Source organism: Priestia sp. P5_B4 (assembly GCF_056400385.1).
In genome coordinates this window covers 1-21,202 of record NZ_JBFULJ010000019.1, presented here as the reverse complement: position 1 = coordinate 21,202, position 21,202 = coordinate 1, and the positions used below count along the sequence as shown (strand labels likewise).

Genomic DNA, 21,202 nt, shown 5'->3' with positions numbered 1-21,202 from the left:
GGGAGAGGAAGAGATGTTCAAGGAAAATACGGTCAAACTGGGGATTGCTCCAATTGCTTGGACAAATGATGATATGCCTGAACTGGGAGCTGAAAATACATTCGAACAGTGTATCAGTGAGATGGCTTTAACCGGTTTTAAAGGAAGTGAGGTCGGAAACAAATATCCGCGAAATGTTTCAATCTTAAAAAAGGCATTATCGCTTCGGAATTTGGAAATTGCAAGTGCATGGTTTAGTACATTTTTAACAACAAAGCCGCTGGAAGAAACGGTAACGCCATTCATTGAACATCGCGATTTTTTATACGAAATGGGAGCAAAAGTAATTGTTGTGTCTGAACAAGGGCACAGCATTCAAGGGTTGATGGATGTTCCTTTATTTAAAGAAAAGCCTGTGTTCACGCCAACAGAGTGGAGAAGACTTGCAGAAGGCCTGCACCATCTTGGGAAACTGGCACGAGAAAAAGATATGCATATTGTCTATCATCATCATATGGGAACAGGTGTACAAACAACAGAAGAAATTGAGCAGCTAATGGAGCTTACCAATCCGGAGCTTGTTTCGCTGCTATTTGATACCGGTCATCTTGTCTTTTCAGGAGCAGAACCTCTTTATATCTTAAAAAAATATCTGCACCGTATTAAGCATGTTCATTTAAAGGATATTCGTCAAGAAGTAGTTGATCGAGTCAAAGAACAAGACCTAAGTTTCTTGCAAGCGGTAAAAGAAGGAGCCTTTACTGTTCCAGGTGACGGAGCTATTGAATTTGATGAAGTATTTACTACGCTTGCCACTTCGGATTACAACGGATGGTTTGTCGTAGAAGCAGAACAGGATCCAGCCCTTGCTAATCCTTTTGAATATGCGTTAAAAGCAAGAAACTTTATTAAAGAAAAAAGCGGTCTTTAATTTCCATTGTAAAAGATTTTACGCCTTTTATGTGTTTATGAAAGGAAAGGAGGAGAGGAAATGAAGCCAACCATTTATAGTGTGGCTGAAGAAGCAGGTGTATCAATTTCTACGGTATCAAAAGTCATCAATCAAACCGGTCATATTAGTGAAAGAACAAGACAAAAAGTAATTGAGGTTATGGCGCAGTTGAATTATCATCCAAGCGTCGTAGCATCTGCTTTAACAGGAAAACCCACTAAAACGATTGGGCTTCTCGTACCTGACATCTCCAACCCTTTTTTTGCCGATTTGGCAAGAAGCATAGAAGACCGAAGTCATGAGCGAGGTTTCCATGTTGTAATGTGCAATACCGATAACGATGCGGAAAAAGAGAAAAAGTATCTATCGCTGTTAATACGTCAGAGAATCGACGGTTTAATTGTAGCTTCTGCTTTTCGCAATGCTAATCTTTTAAAAAATATGCTTAAGCAAGATATACCGATTAGCGTTATTGCTTCAGAAATTCCTCACATATCTGTTAATACAGTGACAGTGGATGACTACAAAGGGAGCTATTTAGCGACTGATTATTTGCTGTCTTTGCATCATAAAAAAATTGCGATTATTACAGAAAATGCAAAAAGCAATCACGCCCGTTTAGATGCTTTTCGAGACGTTATGCAAGAAAATGGAATCATCGTGCCGCCTCAGCACGTTATTACGACCGAAGCAAGTATTCAAAAAGGATATGAAAGTGCTAAGCAAATTTTTTCAATGAAGGAGAAAGTGACGGCTATTTTTGCTTGTAACGATTTACTGGCTATCGGAGTTATCCAAGCTGCAAAAGAATTCAAAATTGATGTACCGCAAGACTTATCAGTGATTGGCTTTGATAATACGGTTCTTTCTACTACCATTACGCCCATGTTGACGACAGTAGCACAGCCGACAAAAGAAATGGCTGTAAACGTAGTGGATTTGCTGGTTAGAGAAATGAAATATCCAGCGATGCATAAAGAACATTTGCTTCTTGAGCCAAAATTGATTGTTCGGAAATCAACGGCTCCGTTACGAAGGGAAGGCACAGCATCTACAAATAATTGAATACAATCAAGAATATTGCCGTTAATAAAAAATCCTCATAGTCACATATTTAAAAGAATTTAGAGAGTCTATGAAGAAAAATGAGTAATTAGTAAATTCTTATCGCGCTAYTACATAAAGGAGGAATTCAAGCATGTTAGGTAAATTAGGTGAATTAAATAACGGATACAACGTACTTACAGAAATGACCGGTCAGCACAAAGATATGCTGATGGATATTGGGATTTATAAAATGGCCCAAGGAAAAGAGGAAACTTTACTAGACAGTAGCAGTGAAACCGCTATTCTTTTACTAGAAGGAAAGATAAAGCTAGAGTGGGAAGGCCATTCGAAAGAAATTCAGCGCCAGTCCCTATTTGAAGAAGAGCCTTGGTGTTTGCACGTTTCAAAAAATGTGGAGGTCAAAATTACCGGACTTGCCGATAGTGAAGTACTAGTTCAAAAAACGGATAATGAAAAAGAGTTTTCATCAAAATTATATACGCCCGAAGATTGTCAAAACACAGTGGCTGGTGAAGGAGTATGGGAAGGTACTGCTCAGCGTGTAATCCGAACAATTTTTGACTACAATAACGCTCCTTACTCTAACCTTGTTATTGGAGAAGTTATTTCTTATCCAGGAAGATGGTCGAGTTATCCGCCTCATCATCATGACCAGCCCGAAGTGTATTACTATCGTTTTGACAAGCCACAAGGATTTGGCTGCGCAATGGTTGGAGAAGATGCGTACCGTGTAGTTGATAATAGTTTTATTACAATTCCTGGTGAATTGGATCATCCTCAAGCAACGGCTCCTGGCTATGCGATGTACTTCTGCTGGATGATTCGCCATCTCGACAATAATCCGTGGACAGACCGTATTATGGAAGAAGAGCATAAGTGGTTATTAGAGGCGGATGCAAAAATTTGGCCTGAAAAATAAATAAAGCTCTATATAAGAAATGGGTTTCAAATGTTGAAAAACCTCGAATAAAAATTATGCGTAAAATAATAGTTTATTTTTGTAAAATATGTTTTTATATGTTAAAATATAGCTTGTATTAATATTCAGGCGATGATATCGCTCTTTGCTGCAGATTCCTTTTTAGGAGTCTCTTTTTTTTGGAAACGGAAGCAACAGATACAGACGATTCGTATATAAATTAAAAAGAAAAGGAGATAAGCGTAAGCCGCTTATCTCCTTTTCTTTTTAGCGTTATCTAATGCTAAGTTCTTTTTCACTACTTTTTCTAAAGCAACTTCCACGTGAAAATTTTTTTCATCGATGTCATTCACAAGCACGACGGTTCCTTTTCGTCCTTTAATCTTTAAATCATCACCCGTAGAAGGAATGTTTTCCCTCAGCTGGCTTAATAGAAGCTTTCTGTTTTCAAAAAAGTGGACAGCCACCATTTTATCTCACCTAATTTCATATGATATGTGTGATACAAAGATGTGTATATGAAATCCTTCCTATACATTATGTCGCCAGGGGTGGTTTTAGAACACATTGAATAGACAATTGTTGCATCGATATATGAAATAAATAGGATGGCATAGTTATAAATCTTCTATTCTTGGACATACTTATACTACTAATCTAAAAAGGGATGTGGATGAAAATGAAGGTGGCTATCGGATTAAGTGTATTTACGGTCGTTACAGGAGCAATTGCGTTAGGGTCAGTTTACTTTTTAGCAGGTATCTTTTCGTTTTTCTTAACGGTTTTTTCATAAAAAAATCCACCAAGAGGTGGATTTTTTTATTTAGCAGCGGCTTTTGTTTCATGAGGCGAATTGCCGATAAATCCAAATTTTCCGCCGACAACTTCTTTTACTTCGTGGATGACAATAAAAGAATTCGGGTCAATTTGCTGGATTTTCTTTTTAATTTTTAATAACTCGTTCTTTTTAATAACAACGTAGATAATGCGTTTATCTTTGTTGGCGTAGTAGCCGTATCCGTAAAAGATGGTGGCTGCATTTCCAAATTCACTGGTAATAACTTGTGCTATGTCTTTGTATTGATCGGACATAATCGTCATTGCTTTTTTGTTGTGGAAACCTTCGATAACGACATCTACGATTTTGGCACAAAGATAGACGAATATAAAAGTATAGAGTGTGTTGTTGACGCCAATAGCAAAAACCGATGCTAAAATAATGACGCTGTCCATATAGAACATGCTTTTAGAAATATTATAGCCTTTTGTATAGTTTAATAAATAAGCTAAAAGCGTTGTTCCACCGGTAGATCCATCTGCGATAAAAATGAGAGCAAGTCCTGTTCCCATTAGTAAAGCCCCGAATACAATTCCTAAAATCATGTCGTGAACGTGAAAAGGAATATAGCTGACTAGACCGAGGAAAACGGACGTCATGACGGCTCCTAGAATCGTATAAAGAATCATTTTTTTGGTTAGAAATTTATAGGCTAAGGCAATAAATATAAGGTTTACAAGAAATGTGCTGATACTTGTAGGGATATGAAATAAATAATATAAAACAAGAGCAATACCAACTGTACTTCCGTCACCTAATTTATTTGGAATGACGAAAAAGTCAATGGATGCAGCAACTAAAAGTGCTCCAACAATAATTAAGATGATGTCTTTATAGATTGTTTTCAATATGCAAACCTCCTTGATTATTAGGATATTTTCATGTGTAATCTTGTTTTTACTAGTGTTTCACAAATGATAAAATAAAAAACGTCTTAGAAATTGTCTAGTTATAAAACTGATCAACTTCTAAGACGAAGAATTACGATACGTGTATAGGTCTTGACCCGGCTTTTCTATGCTTCGATGTCACCGATTATATAAACCTCTGACCGCTATGTCAACGCTATGAGAGATGTTCAACTTTTCAAAAAATAGAAGGCGGTTTCCTACATAAAAAAAGAATCCTTTGCGACGATGCAAAGGATTTTCAAATTTATTGGAATAGGGGGAATACGTTATTAGGATTACCATTTTCATAAATTAATATACCTTAATTTTTCAAAAAAATTTATTTGTTAATGACGATTGAAAGTTTGTAATTCACATGCTGATTTAGCTCTGTCAAAAAATCATTTAGTTCTTCATTTGAATGAAATTTGCATTCTAATAAGTAGCAGCCATCGCCGCTGATTTTAAAGTTGTTGATAACGTGCTCCTGCTGACTTTCTAAAAATGTAAGGTAGGGGTGGTGATGAATACTCTGCGTATAGATATTTAAAAATGCATGGATGATGTAGCCGAGTTTTCGTTCATCAATGTTAATTGTATAGCCTTTGATAATGCCTTCATCTTCTAACTTTAATACTCTAGCAGAAGCGGCTTGTCCGGTTAAATGCACTTTTTCTCCTAATTCTTTCATCTTCATACGTCCATTTTTTGATAGTTCTTCTAGTATGCGCTTATCTGTATTATCTAACATCGCTACAAATCCTTTCGTATTTCAAATCAAAAGGCTTAACTACTTGATGTCACCTATGTATACTGATACGTCTTCTATTTTATACTAAAGGAAAGTAAGAAAAAAGAGCAGTCAATATGCAAGATATAGAAAGGAGCAGTAGTTTGTAAACAGCTAGATTGACGAAAGCTTAAGCTTGCTGTATGATTCTTTGAGTGTTTACGTGGTTCGTAACCATCCCACGTTAAAAAACTAAGGAGAGAATAGTAAGATGAATATAAGAACACTTTGCGTCAACGGTCTTTTAGCAGCTATGTATATTGCTGTCAGCATGTTAATCCAGCCGTTTGGCTTCACCAATATCCAATTTCGTATATCGGAAATGTTCAATCACTTAATTGTGTTTAATAAAAAGTACGTGTACGGCATTGTGCTAGGAGTATTTCTGACGAATTTGTTTTTTTCACCAATGGTCGCTTATGATCTGGTGTTTGGGGTAGGACAATCCGTGCTATCATTACTCATTACCATTTTTTCTATGCGCTACATTAAAAATATGTGGGCTCGTATGCTTGTTAATACACTTGTATTTACGTTCACGATGTTTATTATTGCGTTTGAACTGCACTTAGCATTTGATTTACCATTTTTCTTTACATGGTTAACAACAGCTGTTGGTGAGTTCATTGTTATGCTTGTTGGAGCACCAATTATGGCTGCAATTAATAAACGTGTACAATTTAATAAGCTAGTTGGATAAAAAAGATGGGGCTGTGATAAATCTCACAGCCCCATCTTTTTTTCTTTGTTATTCTATAAGTGTAGTGATAAACCCCTTATTATTGAAGAGCTTTTCACGCATGGACAAATTACCCATATCTAGCATGTGAAAAGAGCAGGTCGCGTTTGCGGTCTGCTCTTTTTGCGTAAGGCAATAGGAAGTATCCGGTTAGATTATTTTGAAAGAAGGAGTGACAAATCTCACAGCGCATTCTTTTTTCTTTTGTTACGATATACATATAGTTGGCAAACTCCTTATCGAAAAGTTTTTCGCACAACAACACATTACCTATGCGTAGCAATTAAAAAAGCAGACCAATGACGGTTTGCTTTTTTAATTGTATTTTTCCATTAAATAACTTTTTTGAGTTATAATTGTAAAATGATCTTTGTTACTAGAGAGGGGATTGTTTTTTGAATAGAAAGTTAGGAATTCTTGTTTTATTAGCTTTAGCCATCTTATTTGTCGGGTGTTCAAAAGAAGAAGACAACGTTCCTTTAAGAGAACTAGAAAAGATAAGTATTAACGTAATCAAAGAACAAAAAATGAAGCAAGGAATTTCATATGAAATGGAATTAGTAAACAAGAGCGATTTGACCATCAAACAAAATAATGTATTTTTATCCTATCCCTTAAAAATGAAAAACGGTTATTCTGATAATAAATTTAAGGTGTTAGCAGAAGGAAATAAATTAAATATCAAGCCAAAACAAAAGGTGAAGTTAACGGCATTTCTTCCTTTGAATTGGTTGGTTCCATGAAAACAGCTCCCTGATATAATTACTAGTTGATCGGTCAGTATAATGGTAGCAACTCTATACTGATCAGTCAATCCAGACGTCTAGGTCTTGTATATAAGTAAAGATTGATGCAAGTTTCACAGGTGTAAGCATTGATTGAAATGTTAAGAATAAGGTTACAAAGTATTTTGGACCTATACTTCTATTACTGTTAAAAAAATATGATTAAGTAATGAAATTAAAAGAAGACGAGAAGCGTATAGCATGTTACGATAGGGACGGTATAGAAATTGGCATATGTCTGTTTCTAATAGAAGAGACAAATTTTAAAATTTTTAAATGTAAGGTTGTGATTCACCTGAGACTGAATAAATTTATTAGCGAATCTGGAAAAGCGTCAAGACGCGGGGCAGATAAGTTAATTAGTGAAGGAAGAGTAACCGTTAATGGAAAGGTTGCAAAAGTCGGAGATCAAGTTAAGCCTGGCGATGATATTCGAGTAAGCGGACAACAGCTTCGGATTGCTCGAAATAATGTATATATTGCGCTTAATAAACCAGTCGGCATTACAAGTACGAGTGAAAAAAAAGTAAAGGGAAACATCATTGATTTAGTCAATCACCCTTTGCGTATTCACCACGTTGGACGACTTGATAAGGATTCAGACGGCTTAATTTTACTTACAAATGACGGCGATATTATTAATGAAATTTTACGTGCAGAAAACAAGCATGAAAAAGAATATATTGTTGCAGTAGATAAGCCAATTACACCAGAGTTTATCAAAAACATGTCTGAGGGAGTAAAAATTTTAGGCACAAAAACGCTTCCTTGTGAAGTGACACAGCTGTCTAAGTATGAGTTTCAAATTATTTTAACACAGGGTTTAAATCGTCAAATTCGCCGTATGTGTGAAGTGCTCGGATATGAAGTGTACCGCCTTCAGCGCACTCGTATTATGAATATCCATTTAAATAACTTACCTATTGGGCAATGGAGAGATTTAACGAAAAAAGAGCGTACGCAGCTATTCAAAGAATTAGACTATGAACCTAAAGAGTGGTAAATCAAAAGACACCAGCCTGTTAGACTGGTGTCTTTTTTATTCGCATACAACTACTTGTCTAGAAAAAACGCTTTTGCGCGCTACGCAGCGATCTGAAATAGAAAAGCCCGCTTCATGAACCATATGGTCAATCGTATCTACTGTAATCACGACTACTTTATCCGCAAAGCGGCGCGCGTGTTTTAAAATAGAAAGCTGATCTTCAGGCGTCGCGTGGGTGTAGAGATTGTAAGGCATGTCGATGATAGCTACATCATAGTGAGTTGTAACATCTGAAATCGGTCCAGTTTTGACATCACCGCTTAAGCCGAAATGCGCAATATTTTCACGAGATCCGTCGGTCACAAGTGGATTGATATCGCGTCCTACAATATCAATGCCCATTGAAAGGGCTTCTACAAGGACTGTACCGATACCGCAGCATGGATCAATCGCTTTGATTCCTTCGGGGTTTGGAACGGCAATGTTAGCTACAGCTCTTGCAAGGCGGGTACTGAGTGCTGTAGAGTATTCACGCGGTTTTTTCAAATGATGCAGCCATACTGCTTCGCTTTTTTGATATTTCCCAAAATACCAGCGTCCTTCAAATGGAACAATGCCAAACAAATGGTCAGGGTTATGCAAGTCTGCTTCTGCTACAAAATGCCAACCCACATCACGTTCAATAGCACGCTGACCTTTATAACCTATTTTTTGATCTTTTTCCAAGTCATTAATTTTCATAAAAATGAGTTTAAATGTTTTGTCTCCGAGGTCAATATCTTCTACTTGCTTACAAATATCTGCAAGGTCATCTGATTCATACATAATATCTAATCGCTCTTTGATAAAAGGGCTTCTACTTGGATCAAGTTTAACGGCACTTTTTATGATAGGTTTCTCAGTTTCAATTTCAAAAAGAGAGCGTCTCTCTAATTGACATAGTGAGAGTTCCTCTTCGCTGCATGCGTATGTGTAGATATACTGAGGCAGCTGCGTATGGTTATTCAATATCGTATCATCCTTTATCGTATCTAATTATCCTTCTTCTCAAACAATAGCGAGAAAAGAAGAGAAAAGCAACGAATTTAAATATATTTGGCTGTGAATAATAAATTGAAGCGCTACATAGTCCACTTATTTGACAAAACATGCTAAAATAACTGGTGATAACCTGCATGCGCTGCTGTCTATACAAAAGAACTGGATCAAGGTTTCTCAAAAATCATTTACACACTGCTGACATTTTGATGAATAGGAGAGGCTACGTGATGTCTAAAAGTGATCATGAAAAGCAACAGATGAGTCGGGCTGATATGAAAAAACAAGCCAAAACATCCTCGCAAAACCTTGTGATGAACGTACTCATTGCCATTGTATCTGTATGTATTTTAGCTCTTATTATAAATGTTTTTGTACTAATGAAATGAGCCGTTATACTGCTCATTTCTTTTTGTTAAGTTGAGCTTTTATTGAAGCATTTGAGGTCTCTTTCACTAGAGAGCCCATTGTGAATAGCATATCTTTTTTTTACAAATGATAGTTGTGATATGATGAGGCAATAATATATTAGACAAAAAGCTGGAGGTTACTTAGTATGCCATTACTTAGATTTGATGTAATAGAAGGAAGAGATGAAAAAGAGTTAAAAACATTACTAGACGCTGCTCACGGAGCGATGCTAGAAGCCTTTGGCGTCCCGGAGCGCGACCGTTATCAAATTGTACATCAGCATCCTGCTCATGAAATGATTATTGAAGATACAGGTCTTGGCTTTGAGAGAAGCAAGGATTTGGTTATTATAAGTGTAACGAGTAAACAGCGAACAGAAGAGCAAAAGCAAGCTCTTTACAGATTAATTGTAAAAGAGCTTGGAGAGAGTTGCGGCATTCAGCCAAACGACATTATGATTTCGATTGTTGAAAACAGTAATGCTGACTGGAGCTTTGGCATGGGAGAGGCTCAATTCTTAACTGGGAAATTATAAAACGGTTTATTATCTAGAGAAGCCCTTATTTCTAAGGGCTTTTTCTCATTTTGTCTATAAAAATATTATTCTCTTAGTCACATCTTACTCAAAATTAAATACAGACATCTGTCAAATGAATGATACAATAAGCTTATATGCCATTTTGAGTGGAAAAACCATAAAAGAGTTCGGCGTACTAATTTTAGAACAACAATAAATTTACATAAAGATGTAAAGATTTAAAGGTTAAAAGAGAAGTGTATAAAATCTGTAAAACAAAAGAACAGTTACGCGTTAAACATAGGAGTAAAAGGTTCTTCACGTGTTTTTTCGGATAATAAGAGAAAGTAATTTTGATCATTGAGGAGGAACTTAGAATGTTTGGATTTGATGCAGATGTATCGCCATTAGTGCGAATTAAAGTAATTGGGGTCGGCGGTGGAGGAAATAACACCGTTAACCGTATGATTGAACACGGTGTACAAGGAGTAGAATTTATCGCCGTTAATACGGATGCTCAGGCGCTTAACTTATCTAAAGCAGATGTGAAAATGCAGATTGGTGCGGCCTTAACGCGAGGATTAGGTGCAGGAGCTAATCCAGAAGTGGGAAGAGAAGCAGCCGAAGAAAGCAGAGAACAAATTCAAGAAGTACTGCAAGGCGCAGATATGGTATTCGTAACAGCTGGCATGGGCGGAGGAACCGGTACTGGAGCAGCTCCGGTTATTGCCCAAATTGCCCGTGAACTAAATGCTTTAACAATTGGAGTAGTCACTCGCCCGTTCAAGTTTGAAGGAAATAAACGTACGAAGCAAGCAGTAGGCGGTATTACTGCAATGAATGAATCGGTAGATACTCTTATTGTGATTCCAAACGACCGCTTGCTTGAAATTGTCGATAAAAAGACGCCTATGCTTGAAGCATTCCGTGAAGCAGATAATGTTCTTCGCCAAGGTATTCAAGGTATTTCAGATTTAATCGCTGTTCCGGGGCTGATTAACCTTGACTTTGCTGATGTAAAAACAATCATGTCTAATCAAGGATTTGCGCTTATGGGTATCGGACGAGCTTCTGGATCAGACCGGGCAATTGAAGCAGCGAAAAAAGCGATTTCTAGTCCGCTGCTAGATGCATCGATTGATGGAGCAAGAGGCGTGCTGTTGAACATTACGAGCGGCAGCAGCCTGAGTCTTTACGAAGTACAGGAAGCAGCAGATATTGTCACGTCTGCTTCTGATCAGGACTTAAATATGATTTTTGGGTCCGTGATTAATGAAGATTTAAAGGACGAAATGATGGTAACCGTTATTGCCACTGGATTTGATGATGAAGATGTTTCACCATCAGCTTCTACTTCTAGAGTTTCAAGAGCACGCTACTAAATTAAATAACCAGTTTTTATGGTGGCAATTGTTTTTCAATTGCCTTAAAAGGGAATCCGGTGCAAATCCGGAGCGGTCCCGCCACTGTAACAAGGAGCCTTATGTCAAAAAGCCACTGTCTATTTAGAGACGGGAAGGCGGTATAAGGCAATGACTTGAAGCCAGGAGACCTGCCATAAATCGCAGCACACAATAACCTACGAGGATAGGGAKGTGTTTTGGCAGAATCAAAAATAAGATAAACAAGGGATACGTTTATCTGAATTTGTTTTGAAGACAAGCACTTCTTTTTAGAAGTGCTTTTTTTGTGTATTAAAATAGAAGGTGGAAAGATCAATGATAAATAATAAAAAACTCGTATCTATGATATTTCTTATGTTACTTTGCCTCACTGCTTGCGCTCCTAATGAAGAGAGCATAAGTATAAAAGAAAGAAAGAAAACGGATAAAAGTGTGACGTTTTTATTTAATTTTACATCTGCAACGCTTGATCCTCATACGGATGATAATTATACAGCAGTTCGTGCGGGAGTAGGGGAGACGCTTGTTAAAATCAGCAATGATTTAAAAATAAAGCCCTGGCTTGCTGAAAAGTGGAAAACGGAAGATAACGGTCTTACGTGGACATTTACGATAAGAAAGAATATTACGTTTCAAAATGGTAAAGCGCTAGATGCAAATGCCGTTAAGTCTTCTCTTCAAAGAACGATAGATCAAAGTTATGCGATGAAAAACGCTTTAAATATTAAAGAAATGAAAGCGAACGGTCATGCGCTGACAATTACATTAAAAGAACCAATGCCTAAATTTCCTTCTGAGTTAGTGCATCCAAACACAGCTATTATAGATGTTGATGTTTCTAATATAGCTAAGAAGCCTATTGGCACAGGTCCATTTCAAGTTTTGACTTTCGACCAAGGAAATCAAGTGAAGTTAGAAAGATATGAACATTATTGGAATGGGAAAGTAAAATTGAAAAATGCGACCTTTGCATTTAACGAAGATGCTAATGCGCGAGTTGCGGCTCTTCAGTCCGGAACAGCCGATATTATTTATCGCCCGCCTTTAGAAAGTTTGGGCACTTTACAAACAGATCCGTCTTTTAAGGTAAGTGGAGTACCCAGTGTGCGTACACATTTATTACTTTATAATCAAACCAATGACGCATTAAAAGACGAAAATGTAAGAAAAGCTATCGATACCTTACTGAACCGAAAAGAAATTGTCAGCAGCATCATGAACAATCAAGCGGCAGCAGCTCGAGGTCCATTTTTACCCCAATTTCCTTTTGCTGATAATAATGCTAATGAGCAAAGAGGTATGCCATCTGCTAAAGAATATTTAGAGAAAGCAGGCTATCAAATTAAAAATGGCAAAACAATCAAAAATGGAAAGCCATTATCGCTCTCTCTTGTCACATACAGCTCTCTGCCAGAACTTCCTTTGATTGCTCAGCTTATACAGTCTAATGCGAAAGAGTTAGGAATTACTATTAAGATTCATCTCGTTGAGGACAGCGATGAATATGTAATGGCAAAAGACGATTGGGATTTAGCACTGTACAGTCTTATCACTGCACCTAGAGGAGATGCAAGCTATTATTTAAGTACGAACTATTTGCCGGGCGGTGGTTTAAATGCCAGCCGGATTGATGATGATAAGCTAACAAAAATGATTCAGCAGTTAAATTTAACCGTAGATGAAGCAAAGCGAGATCAGTTAGCTAAGCAAGCAACCGCTTTGATTAATGCGGAAATGCTGACGTCATCGATTGTACATCCAAACATTGTTGTTGCTTATAATCAAAAGGTGAAAAACTGGACCACAAATCCAAGCGAGTATTATATGCTGACTCAGCATTTAGACGTAACGCCATAGTCAATATTGTGTTGTTCCTATAGAAAAAAGAGAAAGTATACAATGATAGATAAAAGGATGTGACAGTAAACGTGCAAGAAGTACAAATGTATCAAATTAAAGAAGTAAAAGAAAAGGATGCTGAAGTGATTCAGTTTGTCATGAATATGCGGAATGAGCTATTTCCTATGATGGAAAAAAATCAGCTTCCTGTGGATTTGCTTCATTTTAATGAATATTATGTTCAAGCGAAAGGCGCTGCTTTTTTTGCAGCTGTCACGGAAAATCAACAAGTAATTGGAACAATTGGTTTATACGCTTACGATGGAAGGTTTCATGCATTAAAAAAGCGATATGAACATAAAACTGCAGCCGAGATTGTAAAATGCTATGTCGATCCAGCATACCGGCGTCTAGGCATTGGACAGCAGCTGTTAAAGGCAGTGGAACAATTTGCTCAAAGTCATTTTTATGACACATTGTATCTGCATACTCATCCTTTTTTACCGGGGGCTATTCCATTCTGGACTTCACAAGATTTTATCGAAAGACTTGCTGAACAGGATGAGCCATGGAATACGCTGCACATGGACAGAAAAATACAACCGGTCGTAATGTAACGATATTATACAGTAATTACCATAGAATCTAGATAAGAGCTCATGCTATAATGAGCGTACTTACATTTATAGCCTGTAGGGCAAGTCCTTACAGAAAAGAACCGCGTTTCGAATTGGCTGAAACGTGGTTTTTTTCTACGAAAAACAAACAACAAAATATTTTTAAAAATATCTATGAAATCGCTTTCAAAATAATGAAATATATTATATAATTACTAGTGTTGTGTTGTACTTTGTTAGTGTTAAATCAATATCCTACATGTGTGAGCCGATTGCCTTATGGTAGTCGGCTTCCTTTTTTATGGTAGAGTCTAAAAGGAAATAGCATTCGTTAAAATGGCTGTAATTATCATCACAATAGTTGTCCCAAAGGCCCACTTGAAAAGAAACTTTTGATGCTCCCCGAAATCTACTTCAACCAGCCCAATCAGAATGAAAGTAGCGGGTACCAAAGGAGATAGGGGAAACCCAGTTGTGGAATGTCCCAATAAAGCTGCTCGTCCTATTTCTACAGGGTCTACACCAAAATTAGCTGCTGTATGGCTAATAACAGGTAAAATGCCAAAATAATAAGCATCAGGTGAAAATACAAAGCTAAGAGGAAGGCTCGTTATTGCTACAACTAAGGGAAGGTGAGAGCCCAGCCATTCAGGAGTGAGGCTGACAATGGTATTAGCCATGGCATCCATCATTTTTGTTTCTGTAAAAACGCCTGTAAAGATTCCGGCTGCAAAAACCAACGTACTAACCATTACAAAGCTGTTTGCATGACTTAAGATTCTTTCCTGCTGTTCTTTTGGATGAGGAAAATTAACAAATAAAGCAATGGCAAAAGCAATAGCAAATAAAATAGGAATAGGGAGTATGTCTACGACCAAGAGAGTCATTAAGCACAGTGTCAATAAGGCATTAAACCAAAAGAGTCTAGGTGGCTTCCCAGGGGTCTCATGAACTGAAAGCTGTTCAGCAAAAGCCATTGATGAACCTTTTAAATGAATGGTTCCTAAGCGCGCTTTCTCTCTCTTTCCGAGTAGATATGCTGAAAATAAAGTCCACATCAATCCCGCTGCCATAGCTGGAATAAGAGGGTTAAATAGATCTGATACTTCTAATTGCAAACTTGCTGCGGCTCTTACGAGAGGACCTCCCCAAGGAATCATATTCATAACACCTGCGCTTAAACTAATAACACAAGCCAGTATTAGTCGGTTCATTCCCAGTTTTGTGTACAAAGGAAGCAAGGCGGAAACTGTAATTAAAAATGTAGAAGAGCCGTCTCCGTCCAAGCCAACAAGCATTGTAATAACGGCAGTTGCCATTACGACTTTTAAAGGATCGCCTTTCACAATGTTTAGGACACGAGAAATCATAGGATCAAATAAACCGACGTCAATCATTAGTCCAAAATATAAAATAGCAAAAACGATCATAATGGCCGTAGGAGCTACTTTTAAAATACCATTCATCATCATATCGCCCATATGGGCACTAAAACCTCCAATTATACCAAAGAGGATAGCGACAAAAATAAAAGCAACAACCACGGACAAGCGTTTACTGATGACAAGAAATAGAAAAGTCGCAATCATTCCAAACCCTAACAAAGAAAGCATTATCCATCACCTCTTATAAAAGTTAGAAAATTATATTAATTTACATTATAGCATTAGAATTACTGTTAAAGTTTGGTATTTTTAAATAAGATAGCTTCAAACTAAAACTAAAAACTAAAAAAGCCGCCTTATAGGCGACTGGTTTAAGCTAGGTCAGCTGTTATGGACTGCTTTTGAAGGTGATCAGACAGCAGGCTGTAAGCAATAATTTTCTTTTTATACTGTTTTACGACATCGACATGATCATCATAACTGTATACGCACAATCGAACATCTTTTTTTCCTTTTTTCGTATCGATAATCAGTGGAGTTTCACTGTCTTCTAGGTGTTTATAATAGTCCTTATTTCCTTCATGGACATAATATTGTTTTAAAAATGTTGCTTTATTAAAATAATCAATCACTTGCATTTTGTCTTTGCCTTCTAAATGTTTCCCATCAACTGTGACAGTAACGCTTTGGGCATCAAGTGTTGGGTGTAATTGAAATTTAGTCATAAGCCATTTGACCACTGGAGTTGGAAGACACGTTATTAATATTTTGAGTGCACTTACAAGAATGATGGAAAGTAATACAATCCACGTCATAGTTAATCATCTCCGCTATAGTTTAAATGAAATAAGATTACATACTTATTTTACCACAGAGAACATGATTGCTTTTTGTACATTATGTGAACCTTCCTCAGTGAAAAGATGTATATGAAATACGTTTATTTATGCACATTTAGGGAAATATAAAATTATAACAAATACTACATATAAAAAAAGGAGAAAAAATTATGTTGTGGACGATTATTGGACTTTTATTTATTTTTTGGTTATTAGGATTAGTTTTTCATATTGGCGGCGGCATCATTCACATTCTTCTTGTCATTGCAGTGATTGTGCTAATCGTAAAACTTGTGAAACGAATTTAGATATAAAAGGCCTTTCCTTAGGGAAAGGCCTTTTATGTGGAGAGATTATAAAAACAAGACGTATTTTGATATAAAAAATCATATGCTTCCGTTTCAGAAACTCCTTTGAGACGTGCTATTTCCTCAACGGATTGATGTATCATTGATGGAACCGTTATCTGGTTTTGAAAAGGTCCTTCAAATGGCCACGGACCATCTGTTTCGACCATCAAGTAGTCAAGAGGATATTCCATGGCAAGCGCTTGGATTTTAGGCTTATATACAATATCAGGTGTAACTGAAATATAGTAACCGTTGTTTTTCATTCGTTCAACGGTTTTTTTAGCACCTTTGAACCAGTGGAAGTGAGCTTTAGACACGGAATGTTTTTCCAGTAAGTCACACACAATTTCAGCGTCTTCATATACAGCGTGAAGAATTAATGGTTTTCCCCATTTTTTTGAATGAATAATAAAAGCTTCAAGCAGCTCCAAATAGGGCTCTAGAGAAAGAGTATAGGTCTGACTTAAGTAATAAGGTAGACCTACCTCCCCAACAGCTATCATTTCTTCATTGTTTTGATCAATCCAGGCAAACAGCTCCGCTAATTCATTTGAAGAAGGCAGCATTTGTTCAGGATGAAATCCGTAGGCGGATTTCACACAGGAATACAATTGGCTGATTTTTTGATTAAGTTGGCAAGACTGTAATGTGGAAGATACAGAAATAAGCGCTTGTAACGAAGGATCCTTCTCTATTATGTCTTTCCAGCTTTTCGGTTCATATTGATCGAGATGAATATGAGCGTCAATGATTTGTTTCATAAATATCGCTCGCTCCTTTCAGCCCAATTTGTTTAGAAATAATACGTAAGAAAATGTATGCTTCTGTTAGGCTTCCATTTTATTTTTTATGTATTTTTTGTTCCCCCATTTAGCAATAGATGAAAACGTATAAACAATAAGAGCTAACCAAATCAAACTAAAAGCAATAACATGAGCTTTTGTTAGCGATTCATGGTACAGAATTACTCCTGCTAGCAGAGATAAGGTTGGTGAAATATATTGAAGAATACCAAGCATTGATAATGATATTTTTTCAGCACTTTTTGTGAATAATAAGAGTGGTAGAGCTGTGACCATTCCACTTCCGATTAACAAGAGACTTGTTGAAAAAGAATCAAAAAACTGCAAGTGTGATTGAAACGTGAGGTAGCCTATGTATGCTAATGCAATAGGGGAGATGACCATCGTTTCAAGAGTTAATCCGATTGTTGAATCAGCTTTAATCTTTTTCTTTGCCAAACCATATAATCCGAAAGTAAGAGCTAAACTAAGCGAAATCCAAGGAACCACACCATAATGAAGACTGAGTGTTAATACCCCGATCGCTGCTAGTATAAATGAAAAAATTTGAGCCCCGCTTAATCTCTCTTTTAAGACAATAACACCTAATAAAACACTTGTTAGGGGATTAATATATTGTCCAAGGCTCGCTTCTACTATTTTTCCATCAATGACAGCCCACATAAAAATGCCCCAATTTGCACTAATAAGTACAGACGCAGTAAAAAGGGACCAGAATAAGGATGGTTTTTTCATTATTTCTTTTACAAACGTAATGTATGTACGCCATTTCTTTGTTATCAATAAAAGAATAAGCATAAAAATAAAAGACCAAAAAACGCGCTGAGCTAAAATCTCCCCCGGTGCTACGTGGTGAACCAGCTTCCAATAAATTGGGGTGAGCCCCCACATAAGATAAGAAAGGACTGCATACGTTACACCCTCTTTGTCATGATTTAAGTTCATTTAAAACCTTCTTTCTAACATAAGATAAATTTGGTAATAAGAGTGATAGATTAACATAAAAAAGCAGCATAAACGATTATATCACAGAGAAAAACGATTCTTCACATGTTGAATGGCTCAAAAAAGCGCTATGCGCAAGGTCATTGCTTTTCCGGTCTAAAATAAAATCAAATTGCGTGTTTCTAACAAGGTAAGTGCTTACACAAGTGTGCATGATAAGCGCTCTTTCAGCTTATATTCAAGTGGTTATGAAAAACAGTTGATTTCCCCATTAGAAACTGTCAAGCTTAAGGAAGAAAAAAATCTTAGAGGAAAGAATATATAGGTGACGAATATGATCGAAATAAAAGCGTCTGCGATAAGCGACGGAGAATTTAACAGAGGTGTATTTGCTAAGCAAGATATTAAAAAAGGAACGCTTATTCACGAAGCTCCTGTTATCGCTTATCCTAATAAAGAGCATGATTTTATTGAGAAAACAACACTAGCGGATTATGCTTTTGAATATGGAGTGAATCATACGGCTATTCTTTTGGGATACGGTATGCTGTTTAATCACTCGTATACACCCAATGCTACGTATGAAATTAATTTTGACAATCATACCTTTGATTTTTATGCATATACGGATATCCAAGCAGGAGAAGAAATTCTCATCAACTATAATGGAGATGAAGATGATCAAGAGCTCCTTTGGTTTGATCGTGAAGATGAAGAAGAACAAAAGTAAAAAGTTAAGCCCATCGAAAATCGATGGGCTTTTTATTATGCTTTTTTATCTGGATACATAGTAGAATTCAAACGAATGAATTGGTAAATATGCGTAATAATAACTTTTAAAACGGCATATCCAGGGACGGCTAAAATGATACCGATGATTCCGAATAAGTTTCCGGCCGTTAGAATGACAAAAATGACGGTAATCGGGTGAATGTCTAGGCTTCTTCCCATAATTTGCGGAGATATTACTTTACCTTCAAGCAATTGAACAACTGCCCAGACAATGGCTAGTTTTACAAGCATGAAAGGAGAGGTAATAAACGCAATAATAATGGCTGGAATAATGGCGATAATAGGACCAAGGTAAGGCACAACGTTGGTTACCATGGCGATAATCGCTAGAAGTAATGCATAATCTAACCCAATAATCAGATAGCCAATGAAAAGCAGTACACCTATACAAATCGCAACAAAAATTTGCCCGCGAATATATGCGCTTAATGCGTGGTTCATGTCGGCTAAAATGAATTTAGCTTCAGAACGAGAGCGGTTTGGAAGCAGTTTCACAATGTAATTAGGTAAATTTTTCCCATCTTTTAATAAGTAAAAAAGAATAAAGGGTAAAACGGCAACCGATAATATAATTTCTGTAATGGTGCCGACAAAGTTCACAATACCGCTTGAAAATCCAGAAACATATTTACTCAAGTGTTTGGATGCATCTTTTGAAATCTTATCTAGGTCCGTGTTAGCCGACTGAAGACCTTGTTCGACATATCGGTTATTCGAAAGGTTCGTCACCGCATGCTGAACGTCATGCGTCAGCTCTGGGATATTATCAATAAGACGGTCAACTTGATTTTTTAGAGGCGGAATAACCGATGAAATAATAATGGCTAATGCGCCGATAATCACTATGTATAAAACAAGAATGGAAATAATTCGTTTTACACCTTTTCGTTCTAAAAAGTCAACAAGCGGATTAAATAAATAAAAGCAAATTCCTGCTAAGATAATCGGCAGTGCGATTGTTTTAATAAAAATAGAGATAGGAATTAAAATAAATCCGATTTTTGATAACGAAAAAATAGTCATGCTGAGAATAAAAATAATAATTGTATATACAACAAATTTATTATTTAAGATTTTTTCTCGGAAAAAAGTTCCTTTCTGAGGTCTAGGTTCCAAGCTGTTCAACTCCTTTTAAAAATAAATGTATAGTTATCATACCCTGATTTAGACTAATTTAAGAGGGTTTTTTACAAAGAAGTGTGCATACTAGTAGAAAATCTTCTAGAAAGAAGGGGTAAAATCATTGAAAGAAGATAAACAACCATCGTATGATGATTTCTCTACAGTAGAAAAAAGCCATGAGTATATAACCGCTGAAGAATTTCCAGACGGTCCTTTCGGCTCTTCTGTTAATCAAAAACTGGGGAAATCTACTTCATGGGAAGAAGGGCAGCGAACGTATAGCGCATTTAATTATGAAAACAAAAATCTTCATGAAAAAGCGCAGAGATTATTTCCAGGCGCTCATCCTGTACATGATAACCCAGAGGAACATGAACAAAATCCAAGTTAATGTCTTTATTATGCTCTGAATATATTGCCCTATCTTTTTGCTGAATTATGTTGACAATAAGCAATTTAGCCTGTAATATAAAACGTAACTTATCACTGTTTCTACAGGATTCGACAAAATTTGGTTTACTTAAACTTGTGATCTCAACTTCTATTTACAGCTATTAGAGCGCTGTAAGTAGAAGTTTTATTTATGTTATCGATCAAAAAGAAAAAAGCAGGTCTGCTCAAGCAGGCCTGCTTTTTTTATTATTGAACAGCGTCAAATTTATTTACTTTCCACTGAGAATTAGATTTATAGAATGTGACAGTTCGTTTTACGCTGCCGCCATCTACAGTTGGAACTGTGAATTCATAAGAGCGAACTGTTGCTGTTTGATACACAAGCTTAGTTTTTGCTTTTGACCACTCTAACATGCTGAATCCGTCGCCGATTGGATGTGCAAGTTTGCCGTTATATGTGATATAGCCGTAATTTGTTAATCCTTTTTCTACTGCACTGTTTGTAAATGTCTCAGATAAGTAGCTTGATAGCTCAGCTTTTGTATCAAATTCTGGGCAAAGATACACGTACTCAGTTCCTTTATATTCAAATGTACGTTCTGTACATGGTTTCTTTTTATAACCGTGCAGAGCACTCCAGAAATGATTGCTGGCACTAGCTGCAATTTTGACAGCATTTGCATCCGTTAGTGTTGTAGATGTTGTTTGTGCTGTAACTCCAGTGCTTAGTGTAAAGAAAATAGCGATTGATGATAAAACTAGTCCAATTTTTTTCATTTCTAACTCACTCCTAATTAATTAAC

At 36.6% G+C, this 21,202-nt stretch carries 24 protein-coding genes and 2 riboswitches; of the genes, 14 read left to right on the top strand and 10 right to left on the bottom strand.

Annotated features, from left to right (window positions below; all coding sequences use genetic code 11):
* Positions 1–13: 13 nt before the first annotated feature.
* From iolE to AC1DRF_RS04470, 3 genes are all read left to right on the top strand, one after another.
* Positions 14–910, top strand: coding sequence for a myo-inosose-2 dehydratase (gene iolE, locus AC1DRF_RS04480; protein WP_477740374.1), 897 nt, complete (start codon positions 14–16; stop codon positions 908–910).
* Positions 911–970: 60 nt separating this feature from the next.
* The gene (locus AC1DRF_RS04475) at positions 971–1,996 is read left to right on the top strand and encodes a LacI family DNA-binding transcriptional regulator (RefSeq protein WP_427076887.1); all 1,026 of its coding nucleotides are present in this window, start codon (positions 971–973) and stop codon (positions 1,994–1,996) included.
* Between the two features lie 133 nt (positions 1,997–2,129).
* Complete coding sequence (locus AC1DRF_RS04470) at positions 2,130–2,918, top strand: 5-deoxy-glucuronate isomerase (RefSeq protein WP_043981667.1); 789 nt, start codon at positions 2,130–2,132, stop codon at positions 2,916–2,918.
* Positions 2,919–3,169: 251 nt separating this feature from the next.
* On the opposite strand, the gene AC1DRF_RS04465 is transcribed toward AC1DRF_RS04470, so the two are convergent.
* The 3 genes from AC1DRF_RS04465 to AC1DRF_RS04455 form a co-directional block, all read right to left on the bottom strand.
* Positions 3,170–3,388, bottom strand: coding sequence for a hypothetical protein (locus AC1DRF_RS04465; protein WP_427076886.1), 219 nt, complete (start codon positions 3,386–3,388; stop codon positions 3,170–3,172).
* 349 nt (positions 3,389–3,737) lie between these two features.
* Positions 3,738–4,604 carry a YitT family protein gene (locus tag AC1DRF_RS04460; protein ID WP_477740373.1) on the bottom strand — a complete coding sequence of 289 codons (867 nt, stop codon included), beginning with the start codon at positions 4,602–4,604 and terminating at the stop codon, positions 3,738–3,740.
* 382 nt (positions 4,605–4,986) lie between these two features.
* Entirely contained in the window at positions 4,987–5,397 is a 411-nt protein-coding gene (locus AC1DRF_RS04455) for an Lrp/AsnC family transcriptional regulator (RefSeq protein ID WP_097824974.1), read from the bottom strand.
* Between the two features lie 196 nt (positions 5,398–5,593).
* A riboswitch (PreQ1 riboswitch) is annotated at positions 5,594–5,638 on the top strand.
* A 9-nt stretch (positions 5,639–5,647) separates the two neighbouring features.
* Here AC1DRF_RS04455 and AC1DRF_RS04450 point away from each other — a divergent pair.
* From AC1DRF_RS04450 to rluF, 3 genes are all read left to right on the top strand, one after another.
* A complete protein-coding gene (locus AC1DRF_RS04450) occupies positions 5,648–6,136 on the top strand; it encodes a QueT transporter family protein (RefSeq protein ID WP_013081607.1) in 489 nt (162 codons plus the stop codon).
* A 434-nt stretch (positions 6,137–6,570) separates the two neighbouring features.
* Complete coding sequence (locus AC1DRF_RS04445; protein ID WP_255255800.1) at positions 6,571–6,918, top strand: hypothetical protein; 348 nt, start codon at positions 6,571–6,573, stop codon at positions 6,916–6,918.
* Positions 6,919–7,255: 337 nt separating this feature from the next.
* Complete coding sequence (rluF, locus tag AC1DRF_RS04440) at positions 7,256–7,963, top strand: 23S rRNA pseudouridine(2604) synthase RluF (RefSeq protein WP_141425890.1); 708 nt, start codon at positions 7,256–7,258, stop codon at positions 7,961–7,963.
* 36 nt (positions 7,964–7,999) lie between these two features.
* On the opposite strand, the gene AC1DRF_RS04435 is transcribed toward rluF, so the two are convergent.
* A complete protein-coding gene (locus tag AC1DRF_RS04435; RefSeq protein WP_427076885.1) occupies positions 8,000–8,953 on the bottom strand; it encodes a TRM11 family SAM-dependent methyltransferase in 954 nt (317 codons plus the stop codon).
* 260 nt (positions 8,954–9,213) lie between these two features.
* On the opposite strand from AC1DRF_RS04435, the gene AC1DRF_RS04430 reads away from it, so the two are divergent.
* From AC1DRF_RS04430 to AC1DRF_RS04410, 5 genes are all read left to right on the top strand, one after another.
* Complete coding sequence (locus AC1DRF_RS04430) at positions 9,214–9,372, top strand: hypothetical protein (protein WP_013055238.1); 159 nt, start codon at positions 9,214–9,216, stop codon at positions 9,370–9,372.
* Positions 9,373–9,539: 167 nt separating this feature from the next.
* Positions 9,540–9,929 (top strand): tautomerase family protein, encoded by a 390-nt coding sequence (locus AC1DRF_RS04425; RefSeq protein WP_427076884.1) that lies wholly within the window; start codon positions 9,540–9,542, stop codon positions 9,927–9,929.
* A 359-nt stretch (positions 9,930–10,288) separates the two neighbouring features.
* Positions 10,289–11,293, top strand: a complete 1,005-nt coding sequence (ftsZ, locus tag AC1DRF_RS04420; protein WP_013055240.1) for a cell division protein FtsZ — start codon at positions 10,289–10,291, stop codon at positions 11,291–11,293.
* Between the two features lie 2 nt (positions 11,294–11,295).
* Positions 11,296–11,485, top strand: a riboswitch (cobalamin riboswitch).
* 144 nt (positions 11,486–11,629) lie between these two features.
* Positions 11,630–13,171 (top strand): nickel ABC transporter substrate-binding protein, encoded by a 1,542-nt coding sequence (nikA, locus tag AC1DRF_RS04415; RefSeq protein WP_477740372.1) that lies wholly within the window; start codon positions 11,630–11,632, stop codon positions 13,169–13,171.
* 59 nt (positions 13,172–13,230) lie between these two features.
* Entirely contained in the window at positions 13,231–13,770 is a 540-nt protein-coding gene (locus AC1DRF_RS04410) for a GNAT family N-acetyltransferase (protein ID WP_427076882.1), read from the top strand.
* 311 nt (positions 13,771–14,081) lie between these two features.
* Here the strand turns inward: AC1DRF_RS04410 and AC1DRF_RS04405 are convergent, their stop codons facing one another.
* Both AC1DRF_RS04405 and AC1DRF_RS04400 read right to left on the bottom strand, forming a co-directional pair.
* The gene (locus AC1DRF_RS04405) at positions 14,082–15,383 is read right to left on the bottom strand and encodes a CitMHS family transporter (RefSeq protein WP_097824978.1); all 1,302 of its coding nucleotides are present in this window, start codon (positions 15,381–15,383) and stop codon (positions 14,082–14,084) included.
* A gap of 143 nt (positions 15,384–15,526) precedes the next feature.
* Complete coding sequence (locus AC1DRF_RS04400) at positions 15,527–15,970, bottom strand: YfmQ family protein (RefSeq protein WP_477740371.1); 444 nt, start codon at positions 15,968–15,970, stop codon at positions 15,527–15,529.
* A 194-nt stretch (positions 15,971–16,164) separates the two neighbouring features.
* On the opposite strand from AC1DRF_RS04400, the gene AC1DRF_RS04395 reads away from it, so the two are divergent.
* The gene (locus tag AC1DRF_RS04395; RefSeq protein WP_013055244.1) at positions 16,165–16,302 is read left to right on the top strand and encodes a lmo0937 family membrane protein; all 138 of its coding nucleotides are present in this window, start codon (positions 16,165–16,167) and stop codon (positions 16,300–16,302) included.
* A 32-nt stretch (positions 16,303–16,334) separates the two neighbouring features.
* Here AC1DRF_RS04395 and AC1DRF_RS04390 read toward each other — a convergent pair whose 3' ends face one another.
* Together AC1DRF_RS04390 and rarD are read right to left on the bottom strand one after the other, a co-directional pair.
* Positions 16,335–17,105 carry a TatD family hydrolase gene (locus AC1DRF_RS04390; RefSeq protein ID WP_427076879.1) on the bottom strand — a complete coding sequence of 257 codons (771 nt, stop codon included), beginning with the start codon at positions 17,103–17,105 and terminating at the stop codon, positions 16,335–16,337.
* A gap of 66 nt (positions 17,106–17,171) precedes the next feature.
* Positions 17,172–18,092: an EamA family transporter RarD gene (gene rarD / locus AC1DRF_RS04385; protein WP_477740370.1), complete on the bottom strand. Its 921-nt coding sequence runs from the start codon at positions 18,090–18,092 to the stop codon at positions 17,172–17,174.
* Positions 18,093–18,426: 334 nt separating this feature from the next.
* Here rarD and AC1DRF_RS04380 point away from each other — a divergent pair, with 334 nt between their 5' ends.
* Entirely contained in the window at positions 18,427–18,822 is a 396-nt protein-coding gene (locus tag AC1DRF_RS04380; RefSeq protein WP_025753011.1) for an SET domain-containing protein, read from the top strand.
* Between the two features lie 35 nt (positions 18,823–18,857).
* Here AC1DRF_RS04380 and AC1DRF_RS04375 read toward each other — a convergent pair whose 3' ends face one another.
* A complete protein-coding gene (locus tag AC1DRF_RS04375; RefSeq protein ID WP_013081622.1) occupies positions 18,858–20,000 on the bottom strand; it encodes an AI-2E family transporter in 1,143 nt (380 codons plus the stop codon).
* A 127-nt stretch (positions 20,001–20,127) separates the two neighbouring features.
* Here AC1DRF_RS04375 and AC1DRF_RS04370 point away from each other — a divergent pair, with 127 nt between their 5' ends.
* Positions 20,128–20,397 (top strand): hypothetical protein, encoded by a 270-nt coding sequence (locus AC1DRF_RS04370; protein WP_427076877.1) that lies wholly within the window; start codon positions 20,128–20,130, stop codon positions 20,395–20,397.
* Between the two features lie 248 nt (positions 20,398–20,645).
* On the opposite strand, the gene AC1DRF_RS04365 is transcribed toward AC1DRF_RS04370, so the two are convergent.
* Positions 20,646–21,176 (bottom strand): IseA DL-endopeptidase inhibitor family protein, encoded by a 531-nt coding sequence (locus AC1DRF_RS04365; protein ID WP_427076876.1) that lies wholly within the window; start codon positions 21,174–21,176, stop codon positions 20,646–20,648.
* Positions 21,177–21,202: the final 26 nt, after the last annotated feature.